The organism is Peribacillus simplex (genome assembly GCF_001578185.1).
GTDB classification, from domain to species: domain Bacteria; phylum Bacillota; class Bacilli; order Bacillales; family DSM-1321; genus Peribacillus; species Peribacillus simplex_A.
Map to the genome: position 1 here is coordinate 3490148 of NZ_CP011008.1, position 26875 is coordinate 3517022.

General features: G+C 39.4%; 36 protein-coding genes and 2 riboswitches. Of the genes, 13 read left to right on the forward strand and 23 right to left on the reverse strand.

Going from position 1 to position 26875, the window contains the following annotated elements; all coding sequences use genetic code 11:
* The first annotated feature begins 76 nt into the window (after nt 1-76).
* Nucleotides 77-451 (forward strand): SA1362 family protein, encoded by a 375-nt coding sequence (locus tag UP17_RS16195; RefSeq protein WP_061464010.1) that lies wholly within the window; start codon nt 77-79, stop codon nt 449-451.
* A 21-nt stretch (nt 452-472) separates the two neighbouring features.
* On the opposite strand, the gene UP17_RS16200 is transcribed toward UP17_RS16195, so the two are convergent.
* The gene (locus UP17_RS16200) at nt 473-1354 is read right to left on the reverse strand and encodes a patatin-like phospholipase family protein (RefSeq protein ID WP_061464011.1); all 882 of its coding nucleotides are present in this window, start codon (nt 1352-1354) and stop codon (nt 473-475) included.
* A gap of 83 nt (nt 1355-1437) precedes the next feature.
* Nucleotides 1438-2463 (reverse strand): spore photoproduct lyase, encoded by a 1026-nt coding sequence (gene splB, locus UP17_RS16205; RefSeq protein ID WP_061464012.1) that lies wholly within the window; start codon nt 2461-2463, stop codon nt 1438-1440.
* A 136-nt stretch (nt 2464-2599) separates the two neighbouring features.
* Between splB and UP17_RS16210 the strand changes: the two genes are divergently transcribed.
* Nucleotides 2600-2785 carry a hypothetical protein gene (locus UP17_RS16210; protein WP_061464013.1) on the forward strand — a complete coding sequence of 62 codons (186 nt, stop codon included), beginning with the start codon at nt 2600-2602 and terminating at the stop codon, nt 2783-2785.
* Nucleotides 2786-2916: 131 nt separating this feature from the next.
* Here UP17_RS16210 and UP17_RS16215 read toward each other — a convergent pair whose 3' ends face one another.
* Both UP17_RS16215 and UP17_RS16220 read right to left on the reverse strand, forming a co-directional pair.
* Nucleotides 2917-5487 carry a vitamin B12-dependent ribonucleotide reductase gene (locus UP17_RS16215; protein ID WP_061464014.1) on the reverse strand — a complete coding sequence of 857 codons (2571 nt, stop codon included), beginning with the start codon at nt 5485-5487 and terminating at the stop codon, nt 2917-2919.
* Nucleotides 5488-5876: 389 nt separating this feature from the next.
* A complete protein-coding gene (locus UP17_RS16220; RefSeq protein ID WP_061464015.1) occupies nt 5877-6713 on the reverse strand; it encodes a lipoate--protein ligase family protein in 837 nt (278 codons plus the stop codon).
* Between the two features lie 203 nt (nt 6714-6916).
* On the opposite strand from UP17_RS16220, the gene UP17_RS16225 reads away from it, so the two are divergent.
* Nucleotides 6917-7300, forward strand: a complete 384-nt coding sequence (locus tag UP17_RS16225) for a rhodanese-like domain-containing protein (RefSeq protein WP_061464016.1) — start codon at nt 6917-6919, stop codon at nt 7298-7300.
* Nucleotides 7301-7461: 161 nt separating this feature from the next.
* On the opposite strand, the gene gcvPB is transcribed toward UP17_RS16225, so the two are convergent.
* From gcvPB to gcvT, 3 genes are read right to left on the reverse strand one after another with little or no spacing between them, the layout of a single operon-like run.
* Nucleotides 7462-8919 (reverse strand): aminomethyl-transferring glycine dehydrogenase subunit GcvPB, encoded by a 1458-nt coding sequence (gcvPB, locus tag UP17_RS16230; protein WP_061464017.1) that lies wholly within the window; start codon nt 8917-8919, stop codon nt 7462-7464.
* A complete protein-coding gene (gcvPA, locus tag UP17_RS16235) occupies nt 8912-10258 on the reverse strand; it encodes an aminomethyl-transferring glycine dehydrogenase subunit GcvPA (RefSeq protein ID WP_061464018.1) in 1347 nt (448 codons plus the stop codon). The genes gcvPB and gcvPA overlap by 8 nt, the downstream gene beginning before the upstream one ends.
* A 17-nt stretch (nt 10259-10275) precedes the next feature.
* Nucleotides 10276-11382, reverse strand: a complete 1107-nt coding sequence (gcvT, locus tag UP17_RS16240) for a glycine cleavage system aminomethyltransferase GcvT (protein ID WP_061464019.1) — start codon at nt 11380-11382, stop codon at nt 10276-10278.
* Nucleotides 11383-11518: 136 nt separating this feature from the next.
* Nucleotides 11519-11601: riboswitch (glycine riboswitch) on the reverse strand.
* Nucleotides 11602-11604: 3 nt separating this feature from the next.
* Nucleotides 11605-11692, reverse strand: a riboswitch (glycine riboswitch).
* A 373-nt stretch (nt 11693-12065) separates the two neighbouring features.
* Here gcvT and UP17_RS16245 point away from each other — a divergent pair.
* Both UP17_RS16245 and UP17_RS16250 read left to right on the forward strand, forming a co-directional pair.
* Nucleotides 12066-13754, forward strand: a complete 1689-nt coding sequence (locus UP17_RS16245; protein WP_061464020.1) for a DEAD/DEAH box helicase — start codon at nt 12066-12068, stop codon at nt 13752-13754.
* A complete protein-coding gene (locus UP17_RS16250) occupies nt 13732-14529 on the forward strand; it encodes a YqhG family protein (RefSeq protein WP_061464021.1) in 798 nt (265 codons plus the stop codon). Before UP17_RS16245 ends, UP17_RS16250 begins: the two co-directional genes overlap by 23 nt.
* A 49-nt stretch (nt 14530-14578) precedes the next feature.
* Here UP17_RS16250 and UP17_RS16255 read toward each other — a convergent pair whose 3' ends face one another.
* From UP17_RS16255 to UP17_RS16290, 8 genes are all read right to left on the reverse strand, one after another.
* Nucleotides 14579-14764, reverse strand: coding sequence for a YqzE family protein (locus UP17_RS16255; RefSeq protein ID WP_061464022.1), 186 nt, complete (start codon nt 14762-14764; stop codon nt 14579-14581).
* Between the two features lie 122 nt (nt 14765-14886).
* Nucleotides 14887-15273, reverse strand: a complete 387-nt coding sequence (gene comGG, locus UP17_RS16260; protein WP_061464023.1) for a competence type IV pilus minor pilin ComGG — start codon at nt 15271-15273, stop codon at nt 14887-14889.
* A complete protein-coding gene (gene comGF / locus UP17_RS16265; RefSeq protein WP_061464024.1) occupies nt 15266-15745 on the reverse strand; it encodes a competence type IV pilus minor pilin ComGF in 480 nt (159 codons plus the stop codon). The genes comGG and comGF overlap by 8 nt, the downstream gene beginning before the upstream one ends.
* Entirely contained in the window at nt 15693-16031 is a 339-nt protein-coding gene (locus tag UP17_RS16270; protein ID WP_061464025.1) for a hypothetical protein, read from the reverse strand. Before UP17_RS16270 ends, comGF begins: the two co-directional genes overlap by 53 nt.
* The gene (comGD, locus tag UP17_RS16275) at nt 16018-16461 is read right to left on the reverse strand and encodes a competence type IV pilus minor pilin ComGD (RefSeq protein WP_061464026.1); all 444 of its coding nucleotides are present in this window, start codon (nt 16459-16461) and stop codon (nt 16018-16020) included. Before comGD ends, UP17_RS16270 begins: the two co-directional genes overlap by 14 nt.
* A 7-nt stretch (nt 16462-16468) precedes the next feature.
* Entirely contained in the window at nt 16469-16777 is a 309-nt protein-coding gene (gene comGC, locus UP17_RS16280; protein WP_284149587.1) for a competence type IV pilus major pilin ComGC, read from the reverse strand.
* 78 nt (nt 16778-16855) lie between these two features.
* A complete protein-coding gene (gene comGB / locus UP17_RS16285) occupies nt 16856-17890 on the reverse strand; it encodes a competence type IV pilus assembly protein ComGB (RefSeq protein WP_167555989.1) in 1035 nt (344 codons plus the stop codon).
* Nucleotides 17874-18554, reverse strand: a complete 681-nt coding sequence (locus UP17_RS16290) for an ATPase, T2SS/T4P/T4SS family (RefSeq protein WP_061464028.1) — start codon at nt 18552-18554, stop codon at nt 17874-17876. The genes comGB and UP17_RS16290 overlap by 17 nt, the downstream gene beginning before the upstream one ends.
* A gap of 64 nt (nt 18555-18618) precedes the next feature.
* On the opposite strand from UP17_RS16290, the gene UP17_RS16295 reads away from it, so the two are divergent.
* Nucleotides 18619-19536 carry a hypothetical protein gene (locus UP17_RS16295; RefSeq protein WP_061464029.1) on the forward strand — a complete coding sequence of 306 codons (918 nt, stop codon included), beginning with the start codon at nt 18619-18621 and terminating at the stop codon, nt 19534-19536.
* A 526-nt stretch (nt 19537-20062) separates the two neighbouring features.
* Here UP17_RS16295 and UP17_RS16300 read toward each other — a convergent pair.
* From UP17_RS16300 to UP17_RS27740, 8 genes are all read right to left on the reverse strand, one after another.
* Nucleotides 20063-20461 (reverse strand): hypothetical protein, encoded by a 399-nt coding sequence (locus tag UP17_RS16300; RefSeq protein ID WP_061464030.1) that lies wholly within the window; start codon nt 20459-20461, stop codon nt 20063-20065.
* A 290-nt stretch (nt 20462-20751) separates the two neighbouring features.
* Entirely contained in the window at nt 20752-20964 is a 213-nt protein-coding gene (locus tag UP17_RS16305; protein WP_061464031.1) for a hypothetical protein, read from the reverse strand.
* Between the two features lie 462 nt (nt 20965-21426).
* Complete coding sequence (locus tag UP17_RS16310; RefSeq protein WP_061464032.1) at nt 21427-21807, reverse strand: HNH endonuclease; 381 nt, start codon at nt 21805-21807, stop codon at nt 21427-21429.
* Between the two features lie 93 nt (nt 21808-21900).
* On the reverse strand, nt 21901-22284 hold the full coding sequence (locus UP17_RS16315) for an HNH endonuclease (protein ID WP_061464033.1): 384 nt from the start codon (nt 22282-22284) through the stop codon (nt 21901-21903).
* A 27-nt stretch (nt 22285-22311) separates the two neighbouring features.
* Nucleotides 22312-22491 carry a hypothetical protein gene (locus UP17_RS16320; RefSeq protein WP_061464034.1) on the reverse strand — a complete coding sequence of 60 codons (180 nt, stop codon included), beginning with the start codon at nt 22489-22491 and terminating at the stop codon, nt 22312-22314.
* A gap of 151 nt (nt 22492-22642) precedes the next feature.
* On the reverse strand, nt 22643-23977 hold the full coding sequence (locus UP17_RS16325; protein ID WP_061464035.1) for a hypothetical protein: 1335 nt from the start codon (nt 23975-23977) through the stop codon (nt 22643-22645).
* A gap of 505 nt (nt 23978-24482) precedes the next feature.
* Nucleotides 24483-24686 carry a hypothetical protein gene (locus UP17_RS16330; protein ID WP_061464036.1) on the reverse strand — a complete coding sequence of 68 codons (204 nt, stop codon included), beginning with the start codon at nt 24684-24686 and terminating at the stop codon, nt 24483-24485.
* The gene (locus UP17_RS27740; protein ID WP_155727343.1) at nt 24676-24819 is read right to left on the reverse strand and encodes a hypothetical protein; all 144 of its coding nucleotides are present in this window, start codon (nt 24817-24819) and stop codon (nt 24676-24678) included. The genes UP17_RS16330 and UP17_RS27740 overlap by 11 nt, the downstream gene beginning before the upstream one ends.
* A gap of 341 nt (nt 24820-25160) precedes the next feature.
* Here UP17_RS27740 and UP17_RS16335 point away from each other — a divergent pair, with 341 nt between their 5' ends.
* From UP17_RS16335 to UP17_RS27745, 7 genes are all read left to right on the forward strand, one after another.
* A complete protein-coding gene (locus tag UP17_RS16335; protein WP_061464037.1) occupies nt 25161-25490 on the forward strand; it encodes a hypothetical protein in 330 nt (109 codons plus the stop codon).
* 98 nt (nt 25491-25588) lie between these two features.
* Nucleotides 25589-25786, forward strand: a complete 198-nt coding sequence (locus UP17_RS16340; protein WP_155727344.1) for a hypothetical protein — start codon at nt 25589-25591, stop codon at nt 25784-25786.
* Nucleotides 25787-25843: 57 nt separating this feature from the next.
* A complete protein-coding gene (locus tag UP17_RS28335; RefSeq protein ID WP_167555990.1) occupies nt 25844-26020 on the forward strand; it encodes a hypothetical protein in 177 nt (58 codons plus the stop codon).
* The gene (locus tag UP17_RS28485; protein ID WP_208857024.1) at nt 26020-26190 is read left to right on the forward strand and encodes a hypothetical protein; all 171 of its coding nucleotides are present in this window, start codon (nt 26020-26022) and stop codon (nt 26188-26190) included. The genes UP17_RS28335 and UP17_RS28485 overlap by 1 nt, the downstream gene beginning before the upstream one ends.
* On the forward strand, nt 26183-26428 hold the full coding sequence (locus UP17_RS16350; protein ID WP_250211684.1) for a helix-turn-helix domain-containing protein: 246 nt from the start codon (nt 26183-26185) through the stop codon (nt 26426-26428). Before UP17_RS28485 ends, UP17_RS16350 begins: the two co-directional genes overlap by 8 nt.
* 17 nt (nt 26429-26445) lie before the next feature.
* Nucleotides 26446-26652: a hypothetical protein gene (locus UP17_RS16355; protein ID WP_061464040.1), complete on the forward strand. Its 207-nt coding sequence runs from the start codon at nt 26446-26448 to the stop codon at nt 26650-26652.
* Between the two features lie 48 nt (nt 26653-26700).
* Entirely contained in the window at nt 26701-26865 is a 165-nt protein-coding gene (locus tag UP17_RS27745; protein ID WP_155727345.1) for a hypothetical protein, read from the forward strand.
* The last annotated feature ends 10 nt before the right edge of the window (nt 26866-26875 follow it).

The window sequence follows — 26875 nt, forward strand, 5'->3', positions numbered from 1 at the left end:
AATTTCTAGTATTTTACATGAGTAATGTTTAAAATAAGCAAAAAATGCTTATGATGCTCTTAAGGAGGTGTCTTTGTTGAAACGTTTCATATCTTTCATGATATACGGAATCATTGCCCTCGGAGTCCTCGGACTAATGAGCCGACTATTTAATGACCCGATTGGCTTTTTTAGAAACATTCTCATAATAGCCATTGTCGCAGGGATTATTTATATGATTTATACCGGATTAACAAAGGGAAAACCAGTAAAAAAAGAGCAGCAAGCATTCCGAAAGGCTGCACGCCAATCGAAAAAAAGGCTAAAAAACCGAACTTCGAAAAAGGATAATGTGGCTAGCTTTTCTGCAGCAAAATCATCAAAAAAAATAAAAGTGAGAAAGAAAACGGATAGTCACTTAACCGTCATTGAAGGAAAAAAGAATAAAAAGAAAAATCGGGCTTCTTTTTAAGAGCCCGATTTTTTATGATTATTAATATGACCATCTCTTAAGGAATTCTTTCGTACACTGTCTGCCCTGATTCATCAATTCTCCCTTTTTTTCATCATTCAGATTGAAATCCATTGCAGAAATTCCCCTCATCGGGATAAATACAATATTCTGGACGTGTTTCTTGGAAATATAACGTGCATCATGGGCATCTTTCATCGTTTTGAATAGTGCGGAGAACAATTCAAGCGCATTATCCACCACATGCGGTTTCCATATCTCATCGACACTTAGTCGCAAGCCTATGACCGGCCGTTCCTTTCTTACATGATCTGAATTGAATAACCACATTGGAAAATTGCTTAACACACCTCCATCAACAAAAAGGACCCTGCTTTTTCCGACATCAAGTTTGACTGGCTCAAAGAAATAGGGGATGCTACAACTCATTCTTACTGCCTTTGCCACTGGAAAAGTCATCGGATCAATTCCATAGTTAGATAAATCATCAGGCAGTACCACCAATTTCCCATGTGTAATGTCAGAGGTTATGATACGGAGAGATTTCGGCCGAACATCCTTAAAGGTGACTACATTCCTTTCGGCAAGTTTAGCGGCAATCCATGCTTCCAAAGCGTCACCTTTATAAAGGCCCAGTTTCCAGTATAAAAGGAGCCACTTGGCAAGCGGGATAGGCAAAAGACCACGCCTTTTATCCAGCATGCCGATTAAATCTATATCAAGAAAAAGCTGTTCCATTTCTTTTCCTGTGTACCCAGCGGCTACGAAAGCTGCAATTATGGAACCTGCACTTGTACCGGCTGTCCTATGGAATACAAATCCTCGCTCCTCTAATTCCTGCAGGGCACCCACTAAACCGTAGCCTTTTATCCCGCCTCCGGAAAAAACGCCGTCAATAATCATAGCTGCCCTCCCCTAATCCGGTCTTTACATTTCTAAGCAGGATTAGAGCGATTTATGACAGTTTTATATGGAAAATGCCTTCATCAGGTAAAATACTGAATTTCCGCTTTAGGGAAAAATTCCGCTATATACCCACGAATGGTCGTTTCCAGTTCTGCGGCTTCTTCGGTTTGGTAAACATATTTGCCAATTCCATATCGGCCCCATTTATATTTGCGCTTCGTTTCGTCCAGTTCCAATTTTGTTTTCGGATAGTTTTTTTGAATTACTTTTTTAGCAGGGCCCGTAAATCGATGCTGGATTAGTTCAAAAGTCAAGTCAGGGATATCCACCCCTTTTAACGCCTCACTTAACCGTTCGAATAATTCATGGTAGCCCTCCTTCCACGCTTCATGACGATATATTGGAGCTACGATAAAACCTAAGGGATATCCGGCACCTGCCACTTTACGTGCCGCTTCCATTCTTTCCTCGAAACTCGAAGTTCCGGGCTCGAAATTCTTTATTACGTAACGTGAATTTATACTGAACCGAAATCTCGTTTTTCCATTATGTTCAGCATCCAACAGGTGGTCGACATGATGAAATTTAGTTACGAACCTCAAAACCCCATATTCACTTTTTCCAAAATACTCTATAGCCCTTTTTAACGAATGTGTCAAATGATCAATTCCAACGATATCTGACGTACAGGCCGCCTCAAAACGAGTAATTTCAGGCTTTCTCTCATTGATATATTTTTCAGCTGCCTCAAAAATCTCCTCGAGATTCACATATGTCCTAATGTATGGCTTTGTTCCGAGTGTCGTCTGTAAATAACAATAATGACAATGCCCCATACATCCGGTAGCAAGAGGGATGGCATATTCAGCAGATGGCTTTGAAGAATCAAATTTCAATGTTTTTCTGATGCCCACCACAAGCGTCGACTTGGCGACACGATATTTTTGCTGATCATTTTCTCCAGGAAGATCCCTAATTTGGTTATGTGATGTGGTCTCACGGATTTCAATGTTCAAATCCTCGAATTTCTTTTTCAATTCCCGGCCAAGCGGGTATTCCAATGCCCTAGGCTCGATATATACTAACTGTGGCATAAATGGTTTCATTTCGTTCTCCATTCTTTTATGGATTTGTTCATACTTTCAATCGAACTAGACAATCTAATTAATAAGGATAGTTTTTCTTTATTCTGTTATCCTCATGATTGTTTTTAATTGGAAATCGAAATGAAGGAGATGCAAAATGGCTAATAAACGAGAATTCTTGACAAACGGGATGGGGAAACAAACGATTACCGTCCAAACAGATAATAAATATCCTAATCCTAGGAATATTCCTGGAGACTCGGTCGATGAATTTTCGGTATTGAAGGATGGAAACCAATACCTGGCCGAAAAGGAAATAGGCCAACAAAATGAAAATGGGTGAATGAACTTAAAAGAGAAAGCCGGATTTGGCTTTCTCTTTTAATAAGTTTAAAAACTACTCGCCCGATCTTTTAAAAAAAAAGCCGTTAAGATTAGCTTTTCAGCACACTTAACGACTTCCCTTCTATTAGCTTATAGCCCACATTTTAATTGTGCTCCGCAATTCGTGCAAGTATTACATCCGCCCATTTCCTGGACTTCGCCTTTACGGCAGACCGGGCAAGTGTTGCCCACTTCCGACCCAATCGTAACATTCGTCGAACGCAGTTCATTTATCGTATCGACCAATACGACTTTTTTCTTTACTTCCACATCTGTCAATTCGTCCATTTCGAGCTGCTCGTCCATTTGGTTTTCTTCCGCTTTGAGCGTGAGAACCTGACTGTCACGGCTGCCATCCACATATACTGTACCGCCTTTTGCTCCGCCTTTATATAGACGTTCATATACTTTTTCAACTTGTTCGACAGTATATCCTTTTGGAGCATTGACCGTTTTACTGATCGAGCTGTCAATCCAGCGTTGAATGATGCATTGAACATCTGCATGGGCTTCAGGAGCTAATTCCATAGCGGAAATGAACCATTTTGGAAGCTCTTGTGTATCAGCTTCTGGATGACGGTCCAAATATTCCTGAACAATATCAGCCTTAACTTCAATGAATTTGCCAAGACGGCCACTGCGGAAATACGTGAAGGAAAAATATGGTTCAAGACCTGTTGATACCCCAACCATCGTTCCTGTGCTTCCTGTAGGAGCCACTGTCAATAAATGAGAGTTACGGATGCCATATGCAGCAACGCTTTCCCTGATATCTTCCGGCATTTTTTCCATAAATCCAGTTTGTGTGAATCGTGTTCTAAGCTCATCTGTTTCTTTATCCGTTGATCCGATCAGGAACGGGAAACTGCCTTTTTCTTTAGCAAGTTCCACGGATGCCTTGTAAGCTGTAGTCGCAATCGTTTCAAACACCTTGTCAACCAGAATATTTCCTTCTTCAGATCCGTATTCGGTTTCACAGTAGATCAACAGGTCATGCAGACCCATTACACCAAGTCCAACCCGTCGCTCACCCAGTGCCTGTTTTTTGTTTTCATCCAAGAAATAAGGAGTTGCGTCAATGACATTGTCCTGCATACGCACACCGACTTCGACGGTCTGCTTAAGTTTCTCGAAATTAACGGTTTTGCTATCTTTATCAGCCATTTCAGCCAAATTGACAGCAGCAAGGTTACATACTGAATATGGGGCCAATGGCTGTTCGCCACATGGGTTCGTAGCTACGACCTGTTGACCGTAGGCTTTGGCGTTTGTCATTTCATTAGCATTATCGATAAAGAAAATACCTGGTTCTGCAGAATATGTTGCACAAATGTTTATTAAGTTCCAAAGCTCTTTAGCTCGGATTTTACGGTAAACACGGACTTTGTGCCCCATTTTCTCCCATTCACGAACATCACCGACTTTATGCCATTCTTGATTATAAGTAGCCATTTCTTCGGCATCATAGCTTTCAACATCAGGAAAACGCAATTCGTATTCCGCATCTTGTTCTGCCGCTTCCATAAATTCCTTTGTCAAGCATATCGAGATGTTGGCGCCCGTAAGAAATTCGGAATTATGGACACTGTACGTTCCGCCTGTACGGATCTTTTCCTCTGCATCCCTAATGATTTTTTCGCTAAATCCACCTAGACCGGGAATTTCCTTATAGTTGATGATTCCTTGATACATAGCCGTTTCCTGTTCGGTATGCGGCGTGAATTTCAATTTATCCGTTGCATATTTCTTGATCGCTTCATCTTTAGTGTTTTCCACTAGGTATCGAAGGATCCTTGGGTTTTGCATTTTAGAAATGATGAACTCTGCAATATCCGGATGCCAATCAGCCAGCATGATCATTTGCGCACCGCGTCTGCTACCGCCCTGTTCAACAAGATGCGTCAATTTCGCGATATCATCAAGCCATGAAACTGAACCAGAGGATTTTCCATTAACCCCTTTGGCCAAAGTGTTTCTTGGACGAAGTGTCGATCCGTTCGTACCCACTCCGCCTCCGCGGCTCATGATTTCCATCACTTGTTTCCTATGTTCTGAAATCCCCTCACGTGAATCCGGTACGAATGGCATAACATAGCAGTTGAAATAAGTAACATCCGTATTTGAACCCGCACCATATAATACGCGTCCTGCCGGAACAAAATTAAGGTTCTTTAGTTCTTCATAGAATTTATTGAACCATTCCATTCTTTTTTCTTCCGTGGTTTCCACTGAAGCCAAGCCCGTTGCATTACGTTTCGCAATTTGTTCATAGTATATTTCAAGCGGCTTTTCGATGATATCCAGCGGACGGTTTACAATCCCCGTCTCCACTTCTTCCGGATTATCCAATACGCCACGGAATTCTTCATCCACCAATACTTTGGCTTTTTTCGTTTCCCAATCTATTTCAACGATGTAACCGAGACCCCTTGCCGGGAATTTCGGATCTTCCTTAATCGTCAACACTACGAAATCGCCTGCCGAGAGTGTGATTTTTTCAGTATCCTTAAAAGAATAGCGGTCAAGCATGACTAGACGGGACACGCCCTTATGCGCCATTTTCATATCAGCAGTTACAGGGTGAACCTGGGGAAATAAAGAAATATCCTTATTCAACCTTTCTAGATCAACCTTTAAAGCTTCTTTTATTACAACCGACATAATTCCCTCTCCTTTATATGTTTCAAGATCCGTTCTTGCTGCCGCAAATCTATATGTAGCCTTACATGTCCGTTTCGCTTAACAAGTACCCTAAATTTATCATAGCGAAACCCAAAAATCAACATATAGTGTCGCATTAAATATTTCAACTACTATATATTGTGTTTGTTTTGAATAACATTTAATTTTGTCAAACGATAAATCAATTAATATAGTTAGCAAAAGGGAGGAAAATGTCGATTTATAATAATTTTTCATCAGATTTCAATTAATTTGGACCTTGCTTTTTCCCCATGCCTTTTAGGGCTTATCCCTGCAAGGAATAGCTTATTTGGTCAAACAAATCTGAAAAAACTTTTTTATTATCCACTTTAATTATCCTGCTTTTTCTATCTCATGAAATTCCATTCATCGCTTTCATATTTGCTTTCTGCAATGGCCTTCACTTCCTGCAATTGCTTTTCAGTTAGGACGTATGGCTCTAACTCGATCGAAAGTCCTTCGGCAAAACCTTTTTCAAAAGCTTCTTTCGCTTCAGGGATGGTAACCTTTCTTCCGGCAATGTCATTTACGGCCACAGCTTTATTTTTTAAGCTTTTTTGCATTCTCTCCTTAACCCTGTCATTTGAGAATTTAAATACGCTAAAGAGCTTATCATCATCAAGTTCAAGCAAAATGGAACCGTGCTGAAGGATGACGCCCTTTTGCCTGGTTTGAGCGCTACCAGCGACCTTCCTGCCCTCGACGACCAGTTCATACCAGCTTGGAGCATCAAAGCAGACGGAAGATCTGGGCGTTTTTAAAGCCGCTTTTTCCTGATCGGTTCTAGGCACGGCAAAATAAGCATCCAATCCCAGATTCCTGAACCCCATTAATATTCCTTCAGAAATGACACGATATGCTTCAGTAACGGTAGTTGGCATTCCCGGATAGGATTCTGGAACGATTACACTATAAGTCAATTCATGCTCGTGCAGTACCGCTCGTCCTCCTGTTGGTCTGCGAACAAAACCAAGGCCCTGCCTTTTGACCTCTTCCATATCGATTTCCGCTTCTGCCTTTTGAAAATAGCCAATCGACAATGTCGCTGGATCCCAACCGTAAAAGCGTATGATTGGCGGAATTTCCCCTTTGCTTTGCCAATTTAACAGTGCTTCGTCCAGCGCCATATTAAACGCCGGCGAACAATATCCAGAATCTATAAAACCCCATTTTTCTTTAGTCATCCTTACCCCTCGTTTCAATAGACTGTTTTTCAATACCCCACAAAAAACTCACATGTAGTAGTTTAACAGACTTTAACACTCTAAAAAAGAAAGTGCTATCAAGTCGATGAAGAATTTGATGAAAATTCTTTTTGATTATTGGGTAAAGCAATTATATAATAAAGATTGTCTGTATTCGTTAAGGTAGAAGGGAGTTTTTATGTTTGGAAATATTATATACACTGCTCATCATCTTAGGAGTGGTTATTGCGTATTCAGTTTTTAATTGGTACCGCCAGCGTAAAATCGTTAAAACATTAACACAGGACGAATTTATCGCTAACTACAGAAAAGTGCAGCTAATCGATGTGCGGGAACCGAATGATTTCGATAATGGTCATATCTTAGGCGCAAGAAACATCCCTATGACGCAAATGAAAACCCGCTTGGTCGAAATTAGGCCGGACAAGCCTGTATATTTGTACGCTCAAAGCGAAATCATCAGCGGAAGAGCTGCAGCCATGCTATACAAAAAGGGCTACAGGGAACTTTTTCACTTAAAGGGCGGTTTCAAGATGTGGACCGGGAAAATCAAAGCAAAGAAATAAGACCCCATCTCCGCATGGGCTCTTTTAAATTAAAAAGCCTTCATATGCTTCATGCGGGCTCTAGGAAAATGAAAGTTAACTGTTCGACTTTAATGAATTCTTACATAAACATGAAAAATCCCCGCCGGCAGGCAGGGATTTTTTTCGTGTAAGCTATCAGTCTATGCTTGATAACGCAGAATAGGTTTTCTTGCAGCAAGAGTTTCATCAAGCCGCTTAATAACGGTTGTATGCGGAGCTTCCTGAACGATTTCCGGGGTTTCTTCCGCTTCCTTGGCAATCTGGATCATTGCATCGATGAATGCATCCAGCGTTTCTTTTGACTCGGTTTCAGTCGGTTCTATCATCATTCCTTCTTCCACGTTCAACGGGAAGTAAATGGTTGGAGGATGATACCCGAAATCCAGCAATCTTTTTGCTATATCGAGGGTCCTTACCCCTAATTTCTTTTGCCTGCGTCCGCTTAATACGAATTCATGCTTACAATGACGATTATATGGTAAGTCAAAAAATGGTTCCAATCTACGCATCATATAATTGGCATTGATGACCGCATTCTCTGTGACGGCTTTAAGGCCATCAGGACCCATTGAACGAATGTACGTATAAGCTCTAACATTTATCCCGAAGTTCCCATAGTATGGTTTTACCCTGCCAATGGATTGCGGGCGATCATAATCAAGAACGAATTGCTCATCTTGTTTAACAACAAGCGGTTTAGGCAAGTAGGGAATCAAATCCGACTTTACCCCTACAGGGCCGGAACCCGGACCGCCGCCGCCATGCGGACCTGTGAATGTTTTATGGAGATTTAAGTGAACCACATCAAAGCCCATATCACCCGGGCGTGCTTTTGATAGGACTGCATTCAGATTGGCTCCGTCATAGTAAAGCTTCCCACCTGCATCATGGACAAGTTGTGCCATTTCCAAAATGTTCTCTTCAAACAATCCCAATGTATTGGGGTTCGTCAGCATCAAGGCCGCCGTATCCGGTCCGACAACACGCTTTAAATCTTCAAGGTCGACTAACCCATTTTCATCGGACTTCACTGTAATCGTTTCAAGTCCGGCAACAGTTGCAGATGCAGGATTCGTACCGTGTGCAGAATCAGGTACGATCACTTTCGTCCGTTCTGTATCGCCATTCGCTTCGTGAAAAGCGCGAATCATCATCAACCCTGTCCATTCACCGTGTGCACCTGCTGCAGGTTGTAATGTCACTAGATCCATTCCTGTGATTTCCGTTAAATGTTCCTGCAAATCAAATAATAGTTCCAAGGCTCCCTGGACTGTAGTCGGGTCTTGATATGGATGGATATGGGCGAAACCGTTATAGCGTGCCACATTTTCATTTATTTTCGGATTATATTTCATCGTGCATGAACCCAGCGGATAAAAACCCGAATCCACCCCATGATTCCGTTTGGAAAGTGCTGTATAGTGACGCATGATATCCAGTTCGGACACCTCAGGAAGCTCTGCCTCTTCTTCACGGATGTAGTCGGCAGGAAGAATTTCTTCGAGCGGAATAGTTGCAACATCCATTTCTGGCAGACTGTACCCGATTCGACCGGAAGTGCTGATTTCAAAAATGAGTGATTGATCTTGATTATTCATGTTGATCCCCCAATTCCTGCGCAAGTGCATCGATTTCTTCTTTTGTTCTAAGTTCCGTTACCGCAACCAGCATATGGTCTTTCAGCTCAGGATAAACCGTCCCTAAATCGAAGCCGCCAATCATCCCTTTTTCAAAAAGGTTTTTATTGATTTCTGAAAACGAAGCAGGCAGTTTAATGACAAATTCATTGAACGAAGGACCGTCGAACATCACTTCTATCCCTTTTGCCTTTATAGCTTTTTTTGCATAGTGCGCTTTTTGAATATTTTGCACGGCCATTTCTTTGACACCCTTTTTCCCAAGCGCCGTCATTGCAACAGAAGCTGCCAAGGCATTCAACGCTTGATTGGAACAAATGTTGGATGTGGCCTTATCACGGCGAATGTGCTGTTCACGAGCTTGAAGCGTCAACACAAACCCCCTTTTTCCATTTTCATCCACCGTTTGACCGACGAGCCGGCCCGGAACTTTCCGAACAAGTTTATTAGTAACGGCAAAATATCCACAGTGAGGTCCCCCGAATGCCGCTGGAATGCCGAATGGCTGAGCATCTCCCGTTACGATATCTGCACCGAGTGAACCTGGGGGTGTCAAAGCCCCCAGTGCAAGCGGATTACTGGAAACGATAAACATGGACTTGACGCCATGAATGATTTCTTCCATTTCTTTCAATGGCTCTATCCGTCCAAAAAAATTCGGATATTGCACAATCACTCCTGCAATGTCATCATTCATTAATTCCTTTAAAGCAGCCATATCCGTCACACCGTCTTTATAAGGAATTTCAATCACTTCCACGCGTTGCCCTTTCGCATAAGTCTTCACAACTTCTCTTGATTCAGGATGAACTGCTCCTGAAATGAGAATCTTCTTGCGCCGTGTCTGACCTGAAGCAAGCATGGCCGCCTCAGCCAGCGAAGTCCCGCCGTCATACATGGAGGAGTTAGCTACGTCCATACCCGTCAATTCACAAATCATCGTTTGATATTCAAAGATGGCCTGCAGCTCACCCTGTGAAATTTCGGGCTGATAGGGAGTATAAGCCGTATAAAATTCAGAACGGGAAAGAACGTGATCGACGATGACCGGTGCATAATGGTCATAGACACCCGCACCAAGGAAGGAAGCATAGTTTTTAAGATCCGCATTCTTGGCAGCAAGCCTTGATAATTCTTTCATTAATGCAGGTTCCGATTTAGCAGGTTTGATATCGTATTCTCCTTGAAAGCGAACACTTTCAGGGATATCATTGAAAAGTTCTTCAACAGCAGGTACCCCTATAACTTCCAGCATTTCTTGTTTATCTTGCTCTGTCATGGGTAAATAACGATGTTTCATCTAATGACCATTCCCCTCTATTTACGTGGTTTTTTATAAAAAGGTGTTTGTATTATAACGGCTTTCAAACGTTTGGAACGGATTTCCACTTCAATTTCCGCATCCAACACCGAATATTCCTTATCGATAAGTACCAATCCTACGTTTTTCTTCAACGTTGGTGATTGGGTACCAGTCGTGACCTCCCCAATGACTTTGTCCCCGCTGTAGACCTTATACCCATGACGAGGAATGCCACGGTCAATCATTTCAATTCCCACAAGCTTCCGGGGTGCCCCCTTCGCCTTTTGTTCAGCAAGAACGGCTTTCCCGAAAAAATCGGCTTCCTTATCCACTTTTACCGCAAAACCAATCCCGGCTTCTATTGGAGTAATGTCAGCTGAAAGCTCCTGCCCATACAGCGGCAGTTTCGCTTCAAAACGCAGGGTATCACGAGCACCTAAACCAATCGGCTGTATCCCTTCTTCCTTTCCGGCATCCATTATCGCCTTCCAAAGGGCCGGGCCGTTTTCACTGTCGCTATATATTTCAAAACCATCTTCACCAGTATATCCAGTACGGGATACCAACGTGGAGATACCATTTATCATGACATTCTCCTTGAACTTGAAAAATCCAATTTCACTTAAGGCAGTATTTTCTGAAAGTTTTTGCAATATCTTCTCTGCAGATGGTCCTTGAAGTGCTAGCTGTATATAGTCACTCGATACATTCGTAATTTGGGCATCTTCCGTTAGATTAGCTTGCAGCCAATCGAAATCTTTTTCTGTATTCGCTGCATTGACCACGAGCAGATAGTCGTCTTCCGCCCTTTTATAAACGATGAGATCATCAACCGTCCCGCCGTTTTCATAACACATGGCCGAATATTGGGCACCGCCCGTTTGCAGCTTTGATATATCATTAGTCAGCATCTTCTGTAAAAAGGAAAGGCTCCCAGGACCCTTAACATCAACTTCCCCCATATGCGATACATCGAACAGACCCGCTTTTGTACGTACGGCTTCATGTTCGTCCTTTATACCCGAAAATTGGACAGGAAGTTCCCAGCCGCCAAAATCAATCGTTTTCCCTCCGCATTCACGATAAACCTCAAATAGTGGTGTTCTTTTTAAATTGGTCAAAAAATGACCCCCCTCAGATTTTTTAAAATTAAATTGGCTTCATTATCAAAGCTTTTTGTCCTTACGCATCAGATATCCTGATTCATGATGTCAAAAAAGCACAAAAAAGGACAGAGAAAGCCCGTTTGAGCTTTTTCTCTGTCCTGAAACCTGAAAGTTTACCTATATAATAGGTTTTCCCCTTTGGTGGCCGTCCCAAACGGGCGGCGCTCTCCAGAGTTGCGTCCAATAAGAGTTCTTTTGCCTGAGAGATTCACTGCTAAGTTTGCTCCTTCGGCGCTACATCCGTAGTCTCTCCCCTTATCTTCACCCGCATATTATGGTCTACCAATGAAATTAAGCGAATAAGCCCCACCCATTAGTAAAACCTTTGAGCATCATAGAATGCATTCTCTGCAAAATCTCCAAAAACTCCAGAAAAACGTTTAAATGATCTCCTTCGGTAATCTTGGATAAAGCAGGTACCTATAGCCCATACTAAGAAAACGCGAACTGCAAAATCGATACAAAAATTCTTTTTAGCTTTTGGAAATTGGAATTTTCTAAATATACTTATATCCTACCCTAAGAAACTTATCTCTGCAATATCTTTTGAAGAGAAATATTTTTCTTACTTCACATATGAAATGTTCGGTTTTTGACCTTATATTAAGGAATTTATGATTTAAGAGGGAGTTATTTCTATGAAAATCAATATATCCTTCAATTCTGAATGGAATGACGAGTTTTTACAAAAGGTGGAAAATGACGGTCCATGGGGAAATTGGGAGCTTTATAAGTTGGCGGTTAAAATGGAGGAAAATCTCATCATTCCTGATTTTGAAGGTTTACAGGCACCCAAGCACCTTCCTCAGTTAACCCCGCTTCCCCATCAATTGGAAGCTGCAAAGCAAGTGGTGGAAAAGATGAATGGAAAGGCCATTTTAGCAGATGAGGTAGGTCTCGGAAAAACAATTGAAGCCGGCTTGATCCTAAAGGAGTATATGATCAGAGGCCTTGTAAAGAAGGTATTGATCCTTGTACCAGCTTCACTTGTAACACAATGGGCTTTTGAATTGAATACGAAGTTTCATATTCCGGCAGTCGTTCAGAGAAAAAGTTATGTGTGGGACTCCTGTGATGTGGTCATTTCATCCATTGATACAGCGAAACGCGCTCCACATCGTGATATCATTTTCAATCAGGAATATGACTTCATCATCATTGATGAAGCTCATAAACTTAAAAATAATAAGACGAAGAACTATGAATTCGTCCAAAATCTGAAAAAGAAATTTTGTTTACTCCTGACAGCTACTCCCATTCAAAATAAAGTCGAGGAAATTTTTCACCTCGTTTCGTTATTGAAACCAGGCCACTTGGGAAATGCCTCACTCTTTTCGGAAAAATATAAAGGGAAAGGCCGGAACATAATTGAAGATGAACACCTAAAGGAATTGGTCAACACTGTGATGATTCGAAACCGGCGGGCCGATACTGGTATTGAATGGACAAAAAGGCATGTGGAAACCATCACCATTGAATTTTCTCCAACCGAGCAGGCATTGTACGATGCAGTTTCAAAATTCAAACCTATTTCTGATGGAACAAAAGGAAGCGCCTTTTCAGCTCTCACTCTCCAAAGAGAAGCCTGCAGCAGCAGAGAGGCGGTCTTTTATACTTTAAAAAACATGAAAGCCAAATACGACCAGCCTACCCCTGACTTTTTGGCAAAGCTTGATGATTTATTTTCAAAAGTGAATGAAACGGTTCAGAATTCAAAGGCTGAAAAAGCTTTGGAGCTGATCAAGAAAATTGATGACAAAGTGATTATCTTTACCGAATACCGAGCTACTCAGCTTTATCTACAATGGTACCTTCAACAGAATGGAATTTCTTCAGTCCCATTCCGAGGCGGATTTAAACGTGGAAAGAAAGACTGGATGCGAGAATTATTCCAAAAGAAAATTCAGGTATTAATTGCAACAGAAGCTGGCGGGGAAGGGATAAACCTTCAGTTCTGCCATCACTTGATTAATTTTGACCTGCCATGGAACCCCATGAGGCTTGAGCAAAGAATTGGGCGGATTCACCGCCTTGGACAGGAAGAGGATGTCAGGATTTATAACTTTGCCACGAAAAATACTGTTGAAGAACATATTCTAAAGTTACTATACGAAAAAATTAATTTATTTGAAAAAGTAATTGGTGAATTGGATGATATTCTAACCAAACTGGATATTAACAACATTGAAGAATATTTAATTGATGTGGTCGGCGAGTCCAAAACAGAAGGCGAAATGAAAATCAAGATGGATAATTTTTCATCGTTGATCCAATTCGCTCAATCCATGAAGGAAGGTGAGGTTCATGCAGCAACAGGAAATTCATGATTTTTTAATAACTTACTTTAAAGCCAATGAATGTGACATATTGGATAATAAACCAACCCACCTTACAGTTCAACTAACGATAGAAATGGATAAAGAATTAATGAACCGGCCCTTTTATTGGCACTACCTGGAAAAAACAGGTGGCATTCCGAACCCAGCCCAGATGACTTTCATTACCGATCCAGAACAAGCCCCACCCGACCTAAAGGGAGAAATGATCCATTTTGGCTCCCCTCGGCTCCATCAGATTATTCAATCAACAAAAAAGCTGGCAGGGTATACTAGACTTTTTGAAGATACCCCTCCATTAATGGGCGGGAATAATCCATTATTTCCATGGCTTACCCTGAATGTGAAAATATCCTACCAATGCGATCGTAAAAAAGATACTTTTATGTCCATCGGATTGAATTTAATTTCGGGCGAAATCATGGAAGGATTTCACCATCGGGTTTTACCAATTAAGGTCACCCCAAAAATACCGGATTACTCGTTTACGCTTTCACCGCTCATCATGCCGAAAAGTGGATTGGCAAGACTGGATACATACATTAGGAGGAGTTTCGAGAATGATGACCATTCTTGGGCGGAAGAAGCCATGCTGCGCTGGCAGAATGACTTGAACTTATTGGAGCATTTTTACAAGGACATGGACGAAAAAAGTGAGAGTTATTTTACCGAAAAGGAAGCCTTAAAAGCTCAATACGAACCGAACATCCGAATATCCATCATCAACGGAGGTTTGTTTTACCTATCAGATAGGGCGTTGGGATAGTAATAACGATACTTAAAAAAACAGATGTCCTAAGTTTAGGACATCTGTTTTATTTTTTGATATTTTTCCTTACGAACATCGACAAAGCAAAAGGGACAATGCCAAACCAATGGGATATACCATGATTTTTATCCTCTTTTCTATGACGGCGCTTTTCTTTTCGTTCTTTTTTGGTCAGATTAAAATACTCGACAAGCTGTTGCGTCAAATATTTAATATAAGCGTTTGTAGACATTTAAAATCACCCTATGCAAAGTATGCCCGGCTAGCGCTTCTTTTAATCCTTTACTTGTTCGTTAAACACGTAAATCGTTGAAAATGGGTCAGCGTTTTAAAAAAAGAGTTGATCTTTGAGTATTACATAGCCTGCTTTTCTATCCATTCTATCACTCTCCCCGCTTCTTTATCATATTGAATGATGACCCTGCCAACGCGGCCATTTTTAGTTGTGGAAGAAAATTCGAGATAGACGTAAGGACCGTCTTGCTTCGTTAAGGAATACCTCACAACACCATTTGGGTATGAGATTTCCCCCTGAATGATGTCCGGGATCACTTCCCCCAGCTCTTCCGTCACATCCTTAACGGCGAGATGTACAAGATGGTCGGCCACAAGCGATTCTTCCACTTCTTTATAAAACCTTTTATCGAGGATAAATTGATCGATCATTAATATCGTCAACATGATGAAAACACTTGCTACAATCATTACCATCGGGAAAACGACTCCTTTTTGATTATTCATCGACTTTCTTCACATTTTTAAAGAAAGGATGAAATCTTCGACTGAAAGTAGTCCCTGCTTTATCCGTTATATTTAAAACAATGACACCGCCATCCTTCTCGACCTGGAATTCCGAAATGTTCTGCAAGATGACCTCATGCCCCATACCATTCACTCGCCTTCGGACCTTATCCTCATATTGTTCAATGGATGATAATTGCTCACCTGAAAGCAAATATAATTTATTTCCCATTACATCCTGATCTATTGAACTCCGGACCTCCTGCTGCATTTGCATAGTAAAGACCTCCCACTCTTTAGGATGTAACTTGTCAATGGACCTCACCTGGGTATGAATGGTTGAAAAAAGTTCTAATACAAAAAGAGACGTCGTCATTAAGATCATTAAAGAAAAAAGCATTTCGATCATCGTAAAACCATCATTTTTTCGCAGCATCACAAATGGATTCATATTTACCAGATTCATCTTCATAACATACACACCCTTCAATCATCCCAGGGAAATCCCCATGGTCCCTCCATATCAATTCATAGGATTTTCTTCGGTAAATGATATCCTGTCCAATAGCTTGTATCTCCCCATCGATGAATGCCGTCAATCTTTCATATAATAAATGGTGGGCTTCTGTCCTTATGACAATATTTTTACGATGTGTCATCAACTCTTCAAGAATCGGTAAAATGGAAAGGACCACGAAAATACAAATGGAAAATGCGGCAATAATCTCAAGGTAGACGTAACCCTTACAATTTCTCAATCCTGAACCTCCCTTTACCGATATTGAGGACCAATTTGTACTTTCCTTTTGAAGTGTCAACCATCATCGTTCCAGCTTTTGAAGCATTTCCATACTGATTAAAATGAAAGCTGAACCCTAATGTTCCACTTAAGAATTGTATATCCTCTGGTATGCTTCTCTCTAGAAGAGTTCCCTCCTTATATGACGAAACACTATAAAACTTATTGGTATTATCAATATGGAGGTAAATCAAGCCCTCATGACTGATGGCATACTGTTGTGCGTAGAAAAGATCTTCATGGAATTGTGAAATGAATAACCTGATTTCCATCCCTTTAGTGAAGCTTGGATATAAATTTGGGCTGATGGAAATCAGGAGTATAAAAATAACAAGGACAATAAGGGTTTCAGACAGGGTATACCCCCCATTGGAATGCCGTATATTCACTTCTCTCCTACTCAACGACCGTTACCTTTCCTTTGTTATCCAAACTAATATCATTCCCATTAGGGCAAGATGTCTGTTTGAGATAGCCTTGACTTTCCAATTCATCGATACTTACGGGCAGTTTAGCATTGTCGATCTCATATGCCTGAACCTGCGCTTGAGCCATCTTCACGAATGCTTCACATCCTTTAGAGTGGACAGTGGATTGATGTTTCGTGATATTTGGGATTGTAATAATCAAAAGAATGGATATTACAAGTAAAACAATAAGCATCTCAATTAGTGTAAAACCTCGTTCATTCATCATTTTCTTCATCATATCATCCTGCTCCTGAAACCATCTGACACCAGATGATTTCAGAGCAATTTCACCTCCGGAATGCAATACTGAATCCTATATACCTTCAAGCAAAGAGAACATCGGCAGCAAAACCGCTAAATAAATGGAAACGATCAAAAGACCTATCAGTGAAAACATAAGAGGCTGAATGATTTTCAAGATTGCATTCATTCTCTCTTCAATTTTCTCGAGTAAAAAACGACTGTAATGATGCAGCTCTGCATCAAGTCTGCCGTATTTTTGACCATTTGCAGCAACCACCGGTAAGTTTCCATCGAAATAGGGAAGCTCCTGAAAGATCATTTCAAGCGATCTTCCCTCAGTCAGATCATCCTTGATGATGGAGCATAGTTTTTGGTAAAAAGGCTGTTGCTGGTTTTTAGAGAATAATTTGATGCTTTCGTTAATCGAAAGCCCTCCGGAAAGCAAACCGCTGAATTGGCTTACAAAGAAATAAGTTTCGTATAACTTGATGAAGGTCCCGAATATCGGAATGCCCATCAAAATCCGCCGCTGCCTTAATGGGCATAATCCATTGAACCAAAATCGTTTGAGCACATACAGGAATAGGAGCAATCCAAGCAATATGAAGGGGAGGACTGGGAGAATGAATGTAGAAGCTGACATTAATTTCAAGATTGCATTCTGATCGACATCCATCGTGAAATAGATTGCCTGAAATTTAGGAAGGAGAACACTCTGAAGTATATAAAAAACGATGCTTACAAAAATGACTAAGAATACGGGATAAACCATTAACTTTTTTACTTTATCCATATCCTCCGTTCTTTTCTTCCAATATTGCCCTCCTTCTTTCAACGCCCGATCCAGGTCGCCGTATTGCTCTCCATAAAATATATAACTTACAAGCTGCGGATGAAAATTAAGGTGAATTAGCACCTGGTGCAACGGATATCCATTCCTTAAATCCTTTATGGCCTGAGCGAAATCTTCCGCTTTCTTCTTCGATTCTTGGAATTCCAGAAAATGTAATGCGTCCACCAAGGGATAACCATGACTTAATAATTCCCCTAGTTTCGAAATAAAGACCGCCTGTTCTTTTAGCTGCCATTTACTTTTTTGCTTCATCGTATACCAGCCGTTCATATTCCAGGCAATCCACATAGCCCATTGCAACCGCTTTTCCTATTTCATCCTTCAATTGGCGGTGGCTTACCGTACCCTTTCCTTTTTCATCCCCCATCATCCGAAGGACATTGGCCATGCTTTTTCCATAAAGCAATTCATACACACTTGCCCTTTTGTTCCTGGCAGTCATTTGGCAAGCAATAGCAGTACAGTCGCCTTTACATGGTACACAGCTTAATTCAACCAGCCGCTGTGCTGTCACGCCAATCAAACTCTGTTCAATTTCAAGCAAGCTGACACCAAATTCAAGTAACCTGGAGATAGCGCCCTGTGCATCCCTTGTATGCATGGTTGTAAGTATCAAATGACCGGTTAGTGCAGCACGAACTGCAATTTTGGCCGTTTCGGCATCCCTGACCTCCCCAACCATGATCACATCGGGATCATGCCTTAGCACAGCTTTTAGTCCGACAGAATAAGTAATGCCTGCCTTTTCATTGATTTGGACTTGCAGTACCTTTTCGGATACATTTTCAATGGGATCTTCAAGTGATATGATATTTCGATTGATCATCTCATGGGCATGATGAAGCAGGGAATATAGTGTGGTGGTTTTTCCACTTCCGGTTGGAAGGGAATTCAGGGATGATTTTTCTTTATTCATAATTTTTCAAATAATAAATCTTACATTTGATATAATCATTTAGTAAACAAAAAGGAGGAAAACTATGGCACTAACGTTGGATAAAATTATACAAATAGAAGACGAATTAAAAAATATATTACAAAAAGCACAAATTGCTTTAAAAGATAACAAAATAGAAGATGGAAGGAAGACGCTCGCAGAATATAAAACCTGTTCAATGAAATTAAGAAAATTGCTTTTAGATAACGGTTTTGGAAATTCTGGATATTTTGATGAATTTATTAATGTAAGTGTAACTGATAGTGTAGATGGTATAGAACCATTAACAAGTCTTAATAAGATAAGAAAATTAAAAGAACAAATTGAAATAGATATTTCTTATTTAAATAAAAATATAAATTATGTTCAAGAATGTATTGACACTGGATTACCAATAAACAGGGATTTAAATTTCGAAGACAAGCTATCAGAAGTAGATTATGAAAAAATAATACGTGATATTTATAAATATGGAATTTTTATGAGCGGAACTAGAGACTCATATAAAAAACTTGAGGAAGTGGACATAAGGAATTTAATATTGAATAATATGAATTCAATTTATCCTAATTTGATTGGTACTGGTGAGACTTTCAATAAAGGTGGGCGTGCCGATATTATTCTAAAGAATAAAGAAAAAATTAATGTATTTATTGCAGAATGCAAACTCTGGAAAGGTCCCCAAAAATCAATTATTGAAGGATTAGACCAATTGTTGGATAACTATATAGCAGAACATGACAGAAAAATAGCATTATTAATATTTAACAATAAAGTAAAAATAGAAACTGCAACAAAGGGTATTAAGAAACATGTTGTACCTCACTTAAAAACTAAAAGGTTAAGCCCAATGCATATACGAACAAAATTTGAAGATTATACATATTACTATCTGATAAAGCATCCGCTCGATTCAACTAAAACTGTTGAGCTTACAATTATTTTAATTAATATTAATTAGCAGTTATAAAAAAAGTAGCCCTTATTTCTGAGCTACTTTCGATAAATATTCCGCTAAATTTTTAATCGCTTCTGGTGATGGTGCATTTCTAATAATCACTTTAATTTCTTTCATTTCGATTCTCCTCAAAACATTTAACGAGATTGTATTGAGAAGAATTAAAATGTAAGGTAAAACCGCAAATTTTGTGGATAACTTTATTTTGATTATTAATATCCAAATTAAATCGATGGTCTTATTTCATACTTTCGAGCTAAAGTAAACAAAATGTTTACAATATTATAAAAAAACGATTCATTTGTTGCATTTTTGTGAAACATTAAAATTTTAGTTATCGAGATTTAAACACTTCAATCTTTGCATTAACCAAGACGCTCCCTGAAAATTAAATAAAAGATGCCATAAAAAAAGTTAGGGAATCCAATATGGATTCCCTAGTAAAATTACAATTTTAGTAGAACCGTTATTATCTGTATCATAAACACAAAAAAACACCAATGCTCGGTGCACTGGTGCGTTGTGATGATTATTCCACATGAATTGTGAAGTCATCGTCACCTTCCGTAAAATAGAAAGATAAAGTTTTGCCTTCACATTCAACTACACATTCAAAAGACATAATGTCCGCAGGATTATCTATTGGTTCTAGAACAAGTTGAATATGCTCATTTATTTCCATATTGAAACTCAATGACTGATATTCAACATCATCTACATCCAAAAGTTTATTCATTGCATCGTTTGCTTCTGTGATGGCAGGGAATATCTTTATCAGTTCATCTAATTTGGAAAAAATAACACCAGTGTTTTCATTGGTATAATTTAACAAATTGATGTGTGAATCACTCAATGTTTTTTTGAGTTCTTCCTCGTAAAAATTCTGCCAATCTTCTTGCCAAGTGTTGATATGTGTTGCTGTTTTCATCGTTCATTCCCCCGTCAATTTTGGTGTGTTTCTTAGAAATTGAGGGCTATATTATGTAATTACCTTCCATTATAACACGAATGTCGAATTTTGTCGATGGGAATATTTTAAATAAAAATTGCATCCTGTTTCCGCAAGATGCAACTTATAAACCAACTGGTGGCGCTCTGTTTCCGCAGAGCAATTTTAAGGAATCGTGTATTCACCTCTTTCTGAGAAAGGCCATTCACGGGGCCATATTTAATGAATCTTAAATAACCACTCGACGATTAAACCGAGTGGCATTCTGTTTATTGTGGGAATCTAACTACTGCAGGTCTTAACGGATTGATTTCCGAACCTGTATATGGAATTGCCCACTTCTTATTGACGGTAAAATCTGTTGCTACAGCGTCCGGCAAATCATAAACATAAGTGGGAGAATAACTTGAGCCTTTCATAAAAGTACCGTTATACGTACCTTCCGCAATGCAAACTGCTGTTAGAAAAATTACTTTAGTCATGATAACAATCTCCTTTAATATATATTTACCTGTCATTTGATGCACTGCTGCTTCATTAAAATGACGGTATTATTGATACTTTTGATAGGTTTTCATGCACTTTTGATACCTTTTTGATAGGTTCCTAATGTGCATTTACGATGAATTATCGTAGGAATTGCTCGATTTACTGAATCCCAAACTGAAAGTACGAATCAAACAGGATAGGAATGTGATAGAAACCCATTGGTAATGCGGTTCCTAAAGACCGGTTTTTTTTTACAAGGGGATTACCAGGACTAAGAGGTGCAGAGATACTAAAAAACCCATTTCCCCCTATTTACTTTTGGCGGTTTTTGAATGCCGAACTCCCCATAATCGTCAAAAGTAAAGTTAGGGAAATGTGGGCCACCAAATTCTCCCACTCCTTTGTCCTTTAACGGTCCTATCAAAAAAAAACCCATTTACATTTAAATGGATTTGCTACAAAGTATAGTGATTTTCTAATTCCTTGGGTGTGAAATCAAAGTCCAATTGGTCTACAGTCCCATATTCCGTATTGCATTGTCGGCACAGAGTCACGCAGTTAGATGCTTCATACATCAACTCAGGGTAATCAATACGTGGTTTGATATGATGCACCTGTAAATTAGCAGTGGTAATTTCACTGTACTTTGCTACACATCGTTGGCAATGAGCACCGTCACGGTCAAGTATCATTTGCCTAAACTTTTTCCACTTAGTTGTCGTTAATTCCTTGTTACGTTCAATTTCTGCTTTATGTTTGCGTTGTGTTTTTGTACAAGGGCATTTTGTGTATTCGTCTAAAATATTACCGCACTTGCATATTCTTTTTCTTGGCATTCGAACCTTCTCCTTTATGTTCTATGATTTCGAAACCTTGGAAATCATATATACTGAATGCAACCAATCTTATTAATGTTTTCCGTAACCTTTTCATAAACAAAGTGGATGGTCTGCTCTTTTGACTACCCGTTCAAAGTCCAATGTGTTACTGGCACCAAGTTCCCTGACACATCTTGTACAAACCGTTATCAAATTGGACGGTTCATATGCTAACTCTGGAAAATGTTGATAGGACTTGATATGATGACATCTTAAATTGACAAATACATACAATCCAATCTTAAACAAGCACCGTTGACAACGACCGCCATCTCGCTCTTGTATTTCCTTTGCTAGTTTTTGGAACTCCGGGGTATTGGAAGGGTCTGGAATTCCTTTCGGCATTGTCCCATATTTTTTACAATGGCACCATTCATTTTCTTTTATCACATTACCGCATTTGCAAAATTTTGTTATTGTTTTCAATCTGGGCATAATGTAATTCCTCCTATTTTTTGAATATTAATATTCACTTTCTTCGAACACATCAAGCACACTTGCTTTCTTTTTTGCACCGTTTTCCATAGCATATTGAATCAATATCAGTGAAGCATAGGGCTGTGTTTTTTGACCGTATTTCTTCGCTTCAGAAATGTACCATTGCTTGATATATGGCGGTAAATTAGTGACCAATTTATCCATTATTAATCTCTCCTTCATGTACTATTCGTATATTGTCAATCTATTAACTGAGTACCCCTGATATATATATTGACAATTGACCCGTTTGTTAGTGACTCTTTAGAACCTACTTTTTCCCAAAAAAGAGGACGAGCATCAGCCCGTCCAGTTTTCATATTTCAAAGTTCGCCCACCGTTTCAACAAGGTTCTCATGCGCTCTGCAGGTATATAACAATTCATTTCTTCACCGTTACGGATGCACCCACGGAACAGGAATTGAATTAAATCCGATACCGCCAATTTATCTTCGTCTACTTTAATCCCATATTCACTAAAGAAATTCTTTTCAATTGGATTAACGAAACGATTATATACATATGCCATGCTTGTACAATGTCCATATGCGTTGGTCGCCCTGGCATTAAGTGCGACAAAATTATCACTAGCACGGTCACCGTTCTTGTTCCATTTACATTTTGCATTTTTCAGAGTCGGGGCAAAATCTGATATTGTTGTCCAAAAAATGTATTCATTCTCGGTGGGTTCAACTGACCTGAAATAATTCCGCAAATTATTGTTCAATTGTTTCAAATCTTTGGGAGTAGCAGTTTTCCGAAACCATGATGATGAAAGTTTGGATTTGCGCTGCTGTTCATTGAGTTTTTCACGACAATCATAATTGGAGTTCAATGGACTCTTTTTCTTGTTTGTATCATCATCCAAATATATATTTAATTTTTCATACACTTCTTTACGTGGTTCGAGGGTCGGGTCGTAATCAATCAATTCATAATGATTGTCAGAGTCCTTCACGCTGTATTTTTTAAATTTAATATCGTTCGCCATGTAATAATTACACTGCTCTTGACCATCGAACATATAAGTCAATACATAAACCTCATCGAATGCTTCAAATGCTCTGGTATTCATTGTCCAAAAAACAGCGATTCCGTTTTGAAGGATTAGATTGTCGCTTTCGGCAAGAATCTTCATGTCGGAGAATTTGCCTTTATAATCATCATCTAACCATACAACTTTGTCATTTTCTCCAATTTCAATCGTTCCGTTATCAATCAATAATTTAATATCACTTTTGGAAATATCGTATTGTTCAAGGACACTCGCCACCTCATCCATAATCAGCGTATATCCTTTTTCCTCGATGGCATCCAAAATGTTCAAATCCAGTTTCTTGAATAATTCATGAGTAGTTGCCACCGATTTTCCAAGTGTTATTAATGCTTCAAAACTTTTGATTTTGGTTCCTTTTGCCTCTGGTTCGAAAAAATCAATGTCAGTTGCTTGCTGTATACGTTCCACTTCCTTCAAAAATGGTGTCACATATATGTATTTCAATGGTTCACCCGAGTCACCGAATGCCAATTTCTTGTTTTGTCCGATATTTTCATTTATATGTTGAATTGCCCATGAAGTCTTTCCTGCTCCACACATGGCATCCACTACATTTATTGTTTGGGTCATGTTAAATCCTTTTACTTCCCTCATTGTGATTCCTCCAGTATATTTTCATACCGTCATTGTATTGAAAAGGAATCCAATCCGTAGGAGGCATCCATAAAATATTTTATTCAGCACGAAAAGTGTGCCAGCAACGTTCAGAAACCCATTGATACCAACGTTAGTTCGAGGTTCCCTTTAAAGAGGATATATAAGAAGTGTGCCAGAAGAAAACCGACCCGAAGGGGAAGGCATTGCGCTGTAGTGAACGCAGTGAACGTAAGCAAGGAAGCACGCCAGTGATTCCATAATTGAGGTTCGTAACTGCGTTACTCCCTGCGCTTAGGTGCTTCGCATCCAGACTGCTTCACGGTTTTTTCGGTTTTTTTTTGAGTAGGAGAAGTCAGGACTAAGAGGTGGTCAGATACTGCAAATCCAGATTCCCAGCAGTGAGATTTCAAAATCTAAATTACAGGAAAACGGATTTTCGAGAGATTCCTACCCCTTTGTCCTGTGACACCCCTCAATAAAAAAAACCCACTCATTGAGTAGGTCATTCTTTTTCCTTCTTTGCTTTCTTATCCATAATGTGCAAAATGACTGTACAAATCAGCATGTAGCCCGTCAATGATATCCAATAGTACATTGGGAAAGCATCATTTCCAATCGTTGACCATGCCCATATACCGAATATCAAATATGGCATGAACAATAACAGTCGGAGCTTCCAGAGATATGTTCCCCATTTAATCTTCATGAATCAGCACATCCAATACTTGTGCCATTTGGTAATCCTTTTCAGCAATCGCATTAATTAAACTCTGACAATTATTTTCTCGGAGCACTTCTGCCAATAGTTGCAAATCCACTGTCACTCCTGATATTTTCATGTAATTCCTCCTTTTAGTTCAACGCAAAATGGCGTTTATCTCCATAAAATCGTGGATATCTCATTAAACGCACATAATCACGTTATACTGCGTTTTAACACATTCTATACATAAACCCTTTCGAATATTATTAAAACATCGTGGCGGTACGTTTAAATGGGGCGTTTTCATTTAGAAAGTTGAAAATAGAAATCCAAAACCAATATCCACCATCCTACCCACATCAATCTTGATAGTTTTGTCCTATCACGGAATATAGATTGACAGCATTTTCCCTGTACTTCATACTATTGTAGTAACAGAATTGACGGAATTTTTAGTATATTAGGAGGACAAAATCCATGAAACCAGAAATCTTATCAACAGCCATCGAAACTCTAACAGGATTGTTTTTCCGCAACAATAATAATGAAGGAACTGACTTTCTTGCCAAACGCACATTAGACCATTATATAAACGACCTTGATTTGCTTGGTGATATCAAATCGGTAGCTGTGGAAATTGATAGACAAAGAGCTTATGCTCTTGTTGCAAAAGTTCGATTTTTCGATGCCAGAGCTGCCGATGAAATTGAAGTTGCTTTATGTGGATTGGAATTTACGGATGCTGAAATTATTGCGAGTGACATAGTATTTGAGGAGTGGAAAAAATCCCAAAATCACTGCCAATGATTTTAAAATCGTTTGAGACGATTATGGATTCTAAGGTCATTTGTAATGACCTTGGCAAGGTCGTTTCAAACGACCTCAAAAATAAAGGAGGAATTGCCATGTGGGGTCGATATCTATGGAAACTCCGATTATTATTGTTCATTCCAATTGTGCTGTATGCGATTTGGGTATTTTCATCCCTTCAAAACATTGAGGATTTTCCGAGCTATTACTTTTTGATATTGGCAGTTTATACGCTGATTACTTCAACCATCTTGCACAAAATGGAAAAGAAAGCAAAGAAAGAAAAGGAATGAAGTTAAGGAGGTAAAGTGCTTACCTCCTGAGCGGTTTCATAAATGGAGGTGGAAATCATGGGGCTCAAAAACATTTACAAAAAGTCTTTGGCTATGGCTCTGGTGCGGGCTGGACATGACATTCAGCACACAATGACCAATCGAAACAACAAAAAATACCAAATATTTGTTTTCGAGCATACGGATGAATTGATTAAAGATTTACTGGAGCTGACGAAACGGGAGGTAAAATGATGAGTTTACGAACATTACAAATCTTGCTAACGATTCCATCATTTCTATTTTTGATATGGCTATTCGTATTTGATGTAAACACCAATGTTTATTACATTCTCTTCATTGCAATTTATTCGTGGATTTCTTTGTATCTTGTAGGGCGAAAAAGGAGGAAAAAGCGTGACTGATTACTACATTATGGAGAAATTCGACCCTGAGAAATTCGTGATGGATGAAGTTTTGACTTCTACGGAATGTATCGAGCTGCTCGGCATTACACGGAGTAGATTGAGCTCTTTGATTAGGAGCAAAAAAATTATTCCAATCAAAAAAGCTGGCGTTCAATTGTATTTGAAACAAGATATGCTCAAGAAAAAGGCAGAGCTTGAAAAGCTTCGTAAGTTGTACCGCCCGTTTGATTATTGATGGAAGTAGGAGAAGCCATGGACAAACTTAAGAGTTTGCAAGAAATCTATAATGCTAACCGACCAGAAAATAATGAGCTGTTCCGAGCCATTCAAGCTCATTTGCAATTAAAGTATCCAAACAAAAAAATAACTGCCACCAGGACATTGCAAATTATTGTGGCGGACAGTGTAGCTTCTGGAAAACTACGTAACGTTGAAAGTCGGCTCTTGCATAGCTCATGAAGGTGCATCTTGCTCCACGATGGAGTTGACCAAAAAGGAGGTGAGACAATGACTGAACGTTTATCCATCGGTATTATAATATCCTGTGTAGCTGTAGTAATAGGCATAGTGATTGATTTAGGAAGGTTGGACATCGCATTCATACTTATTCTAATTTGTTTATTGGCTGTTTTTCCTGTCAAGTGGTTCCGTGATTGGCTTTGGAGTGACTAAAATATGCTGA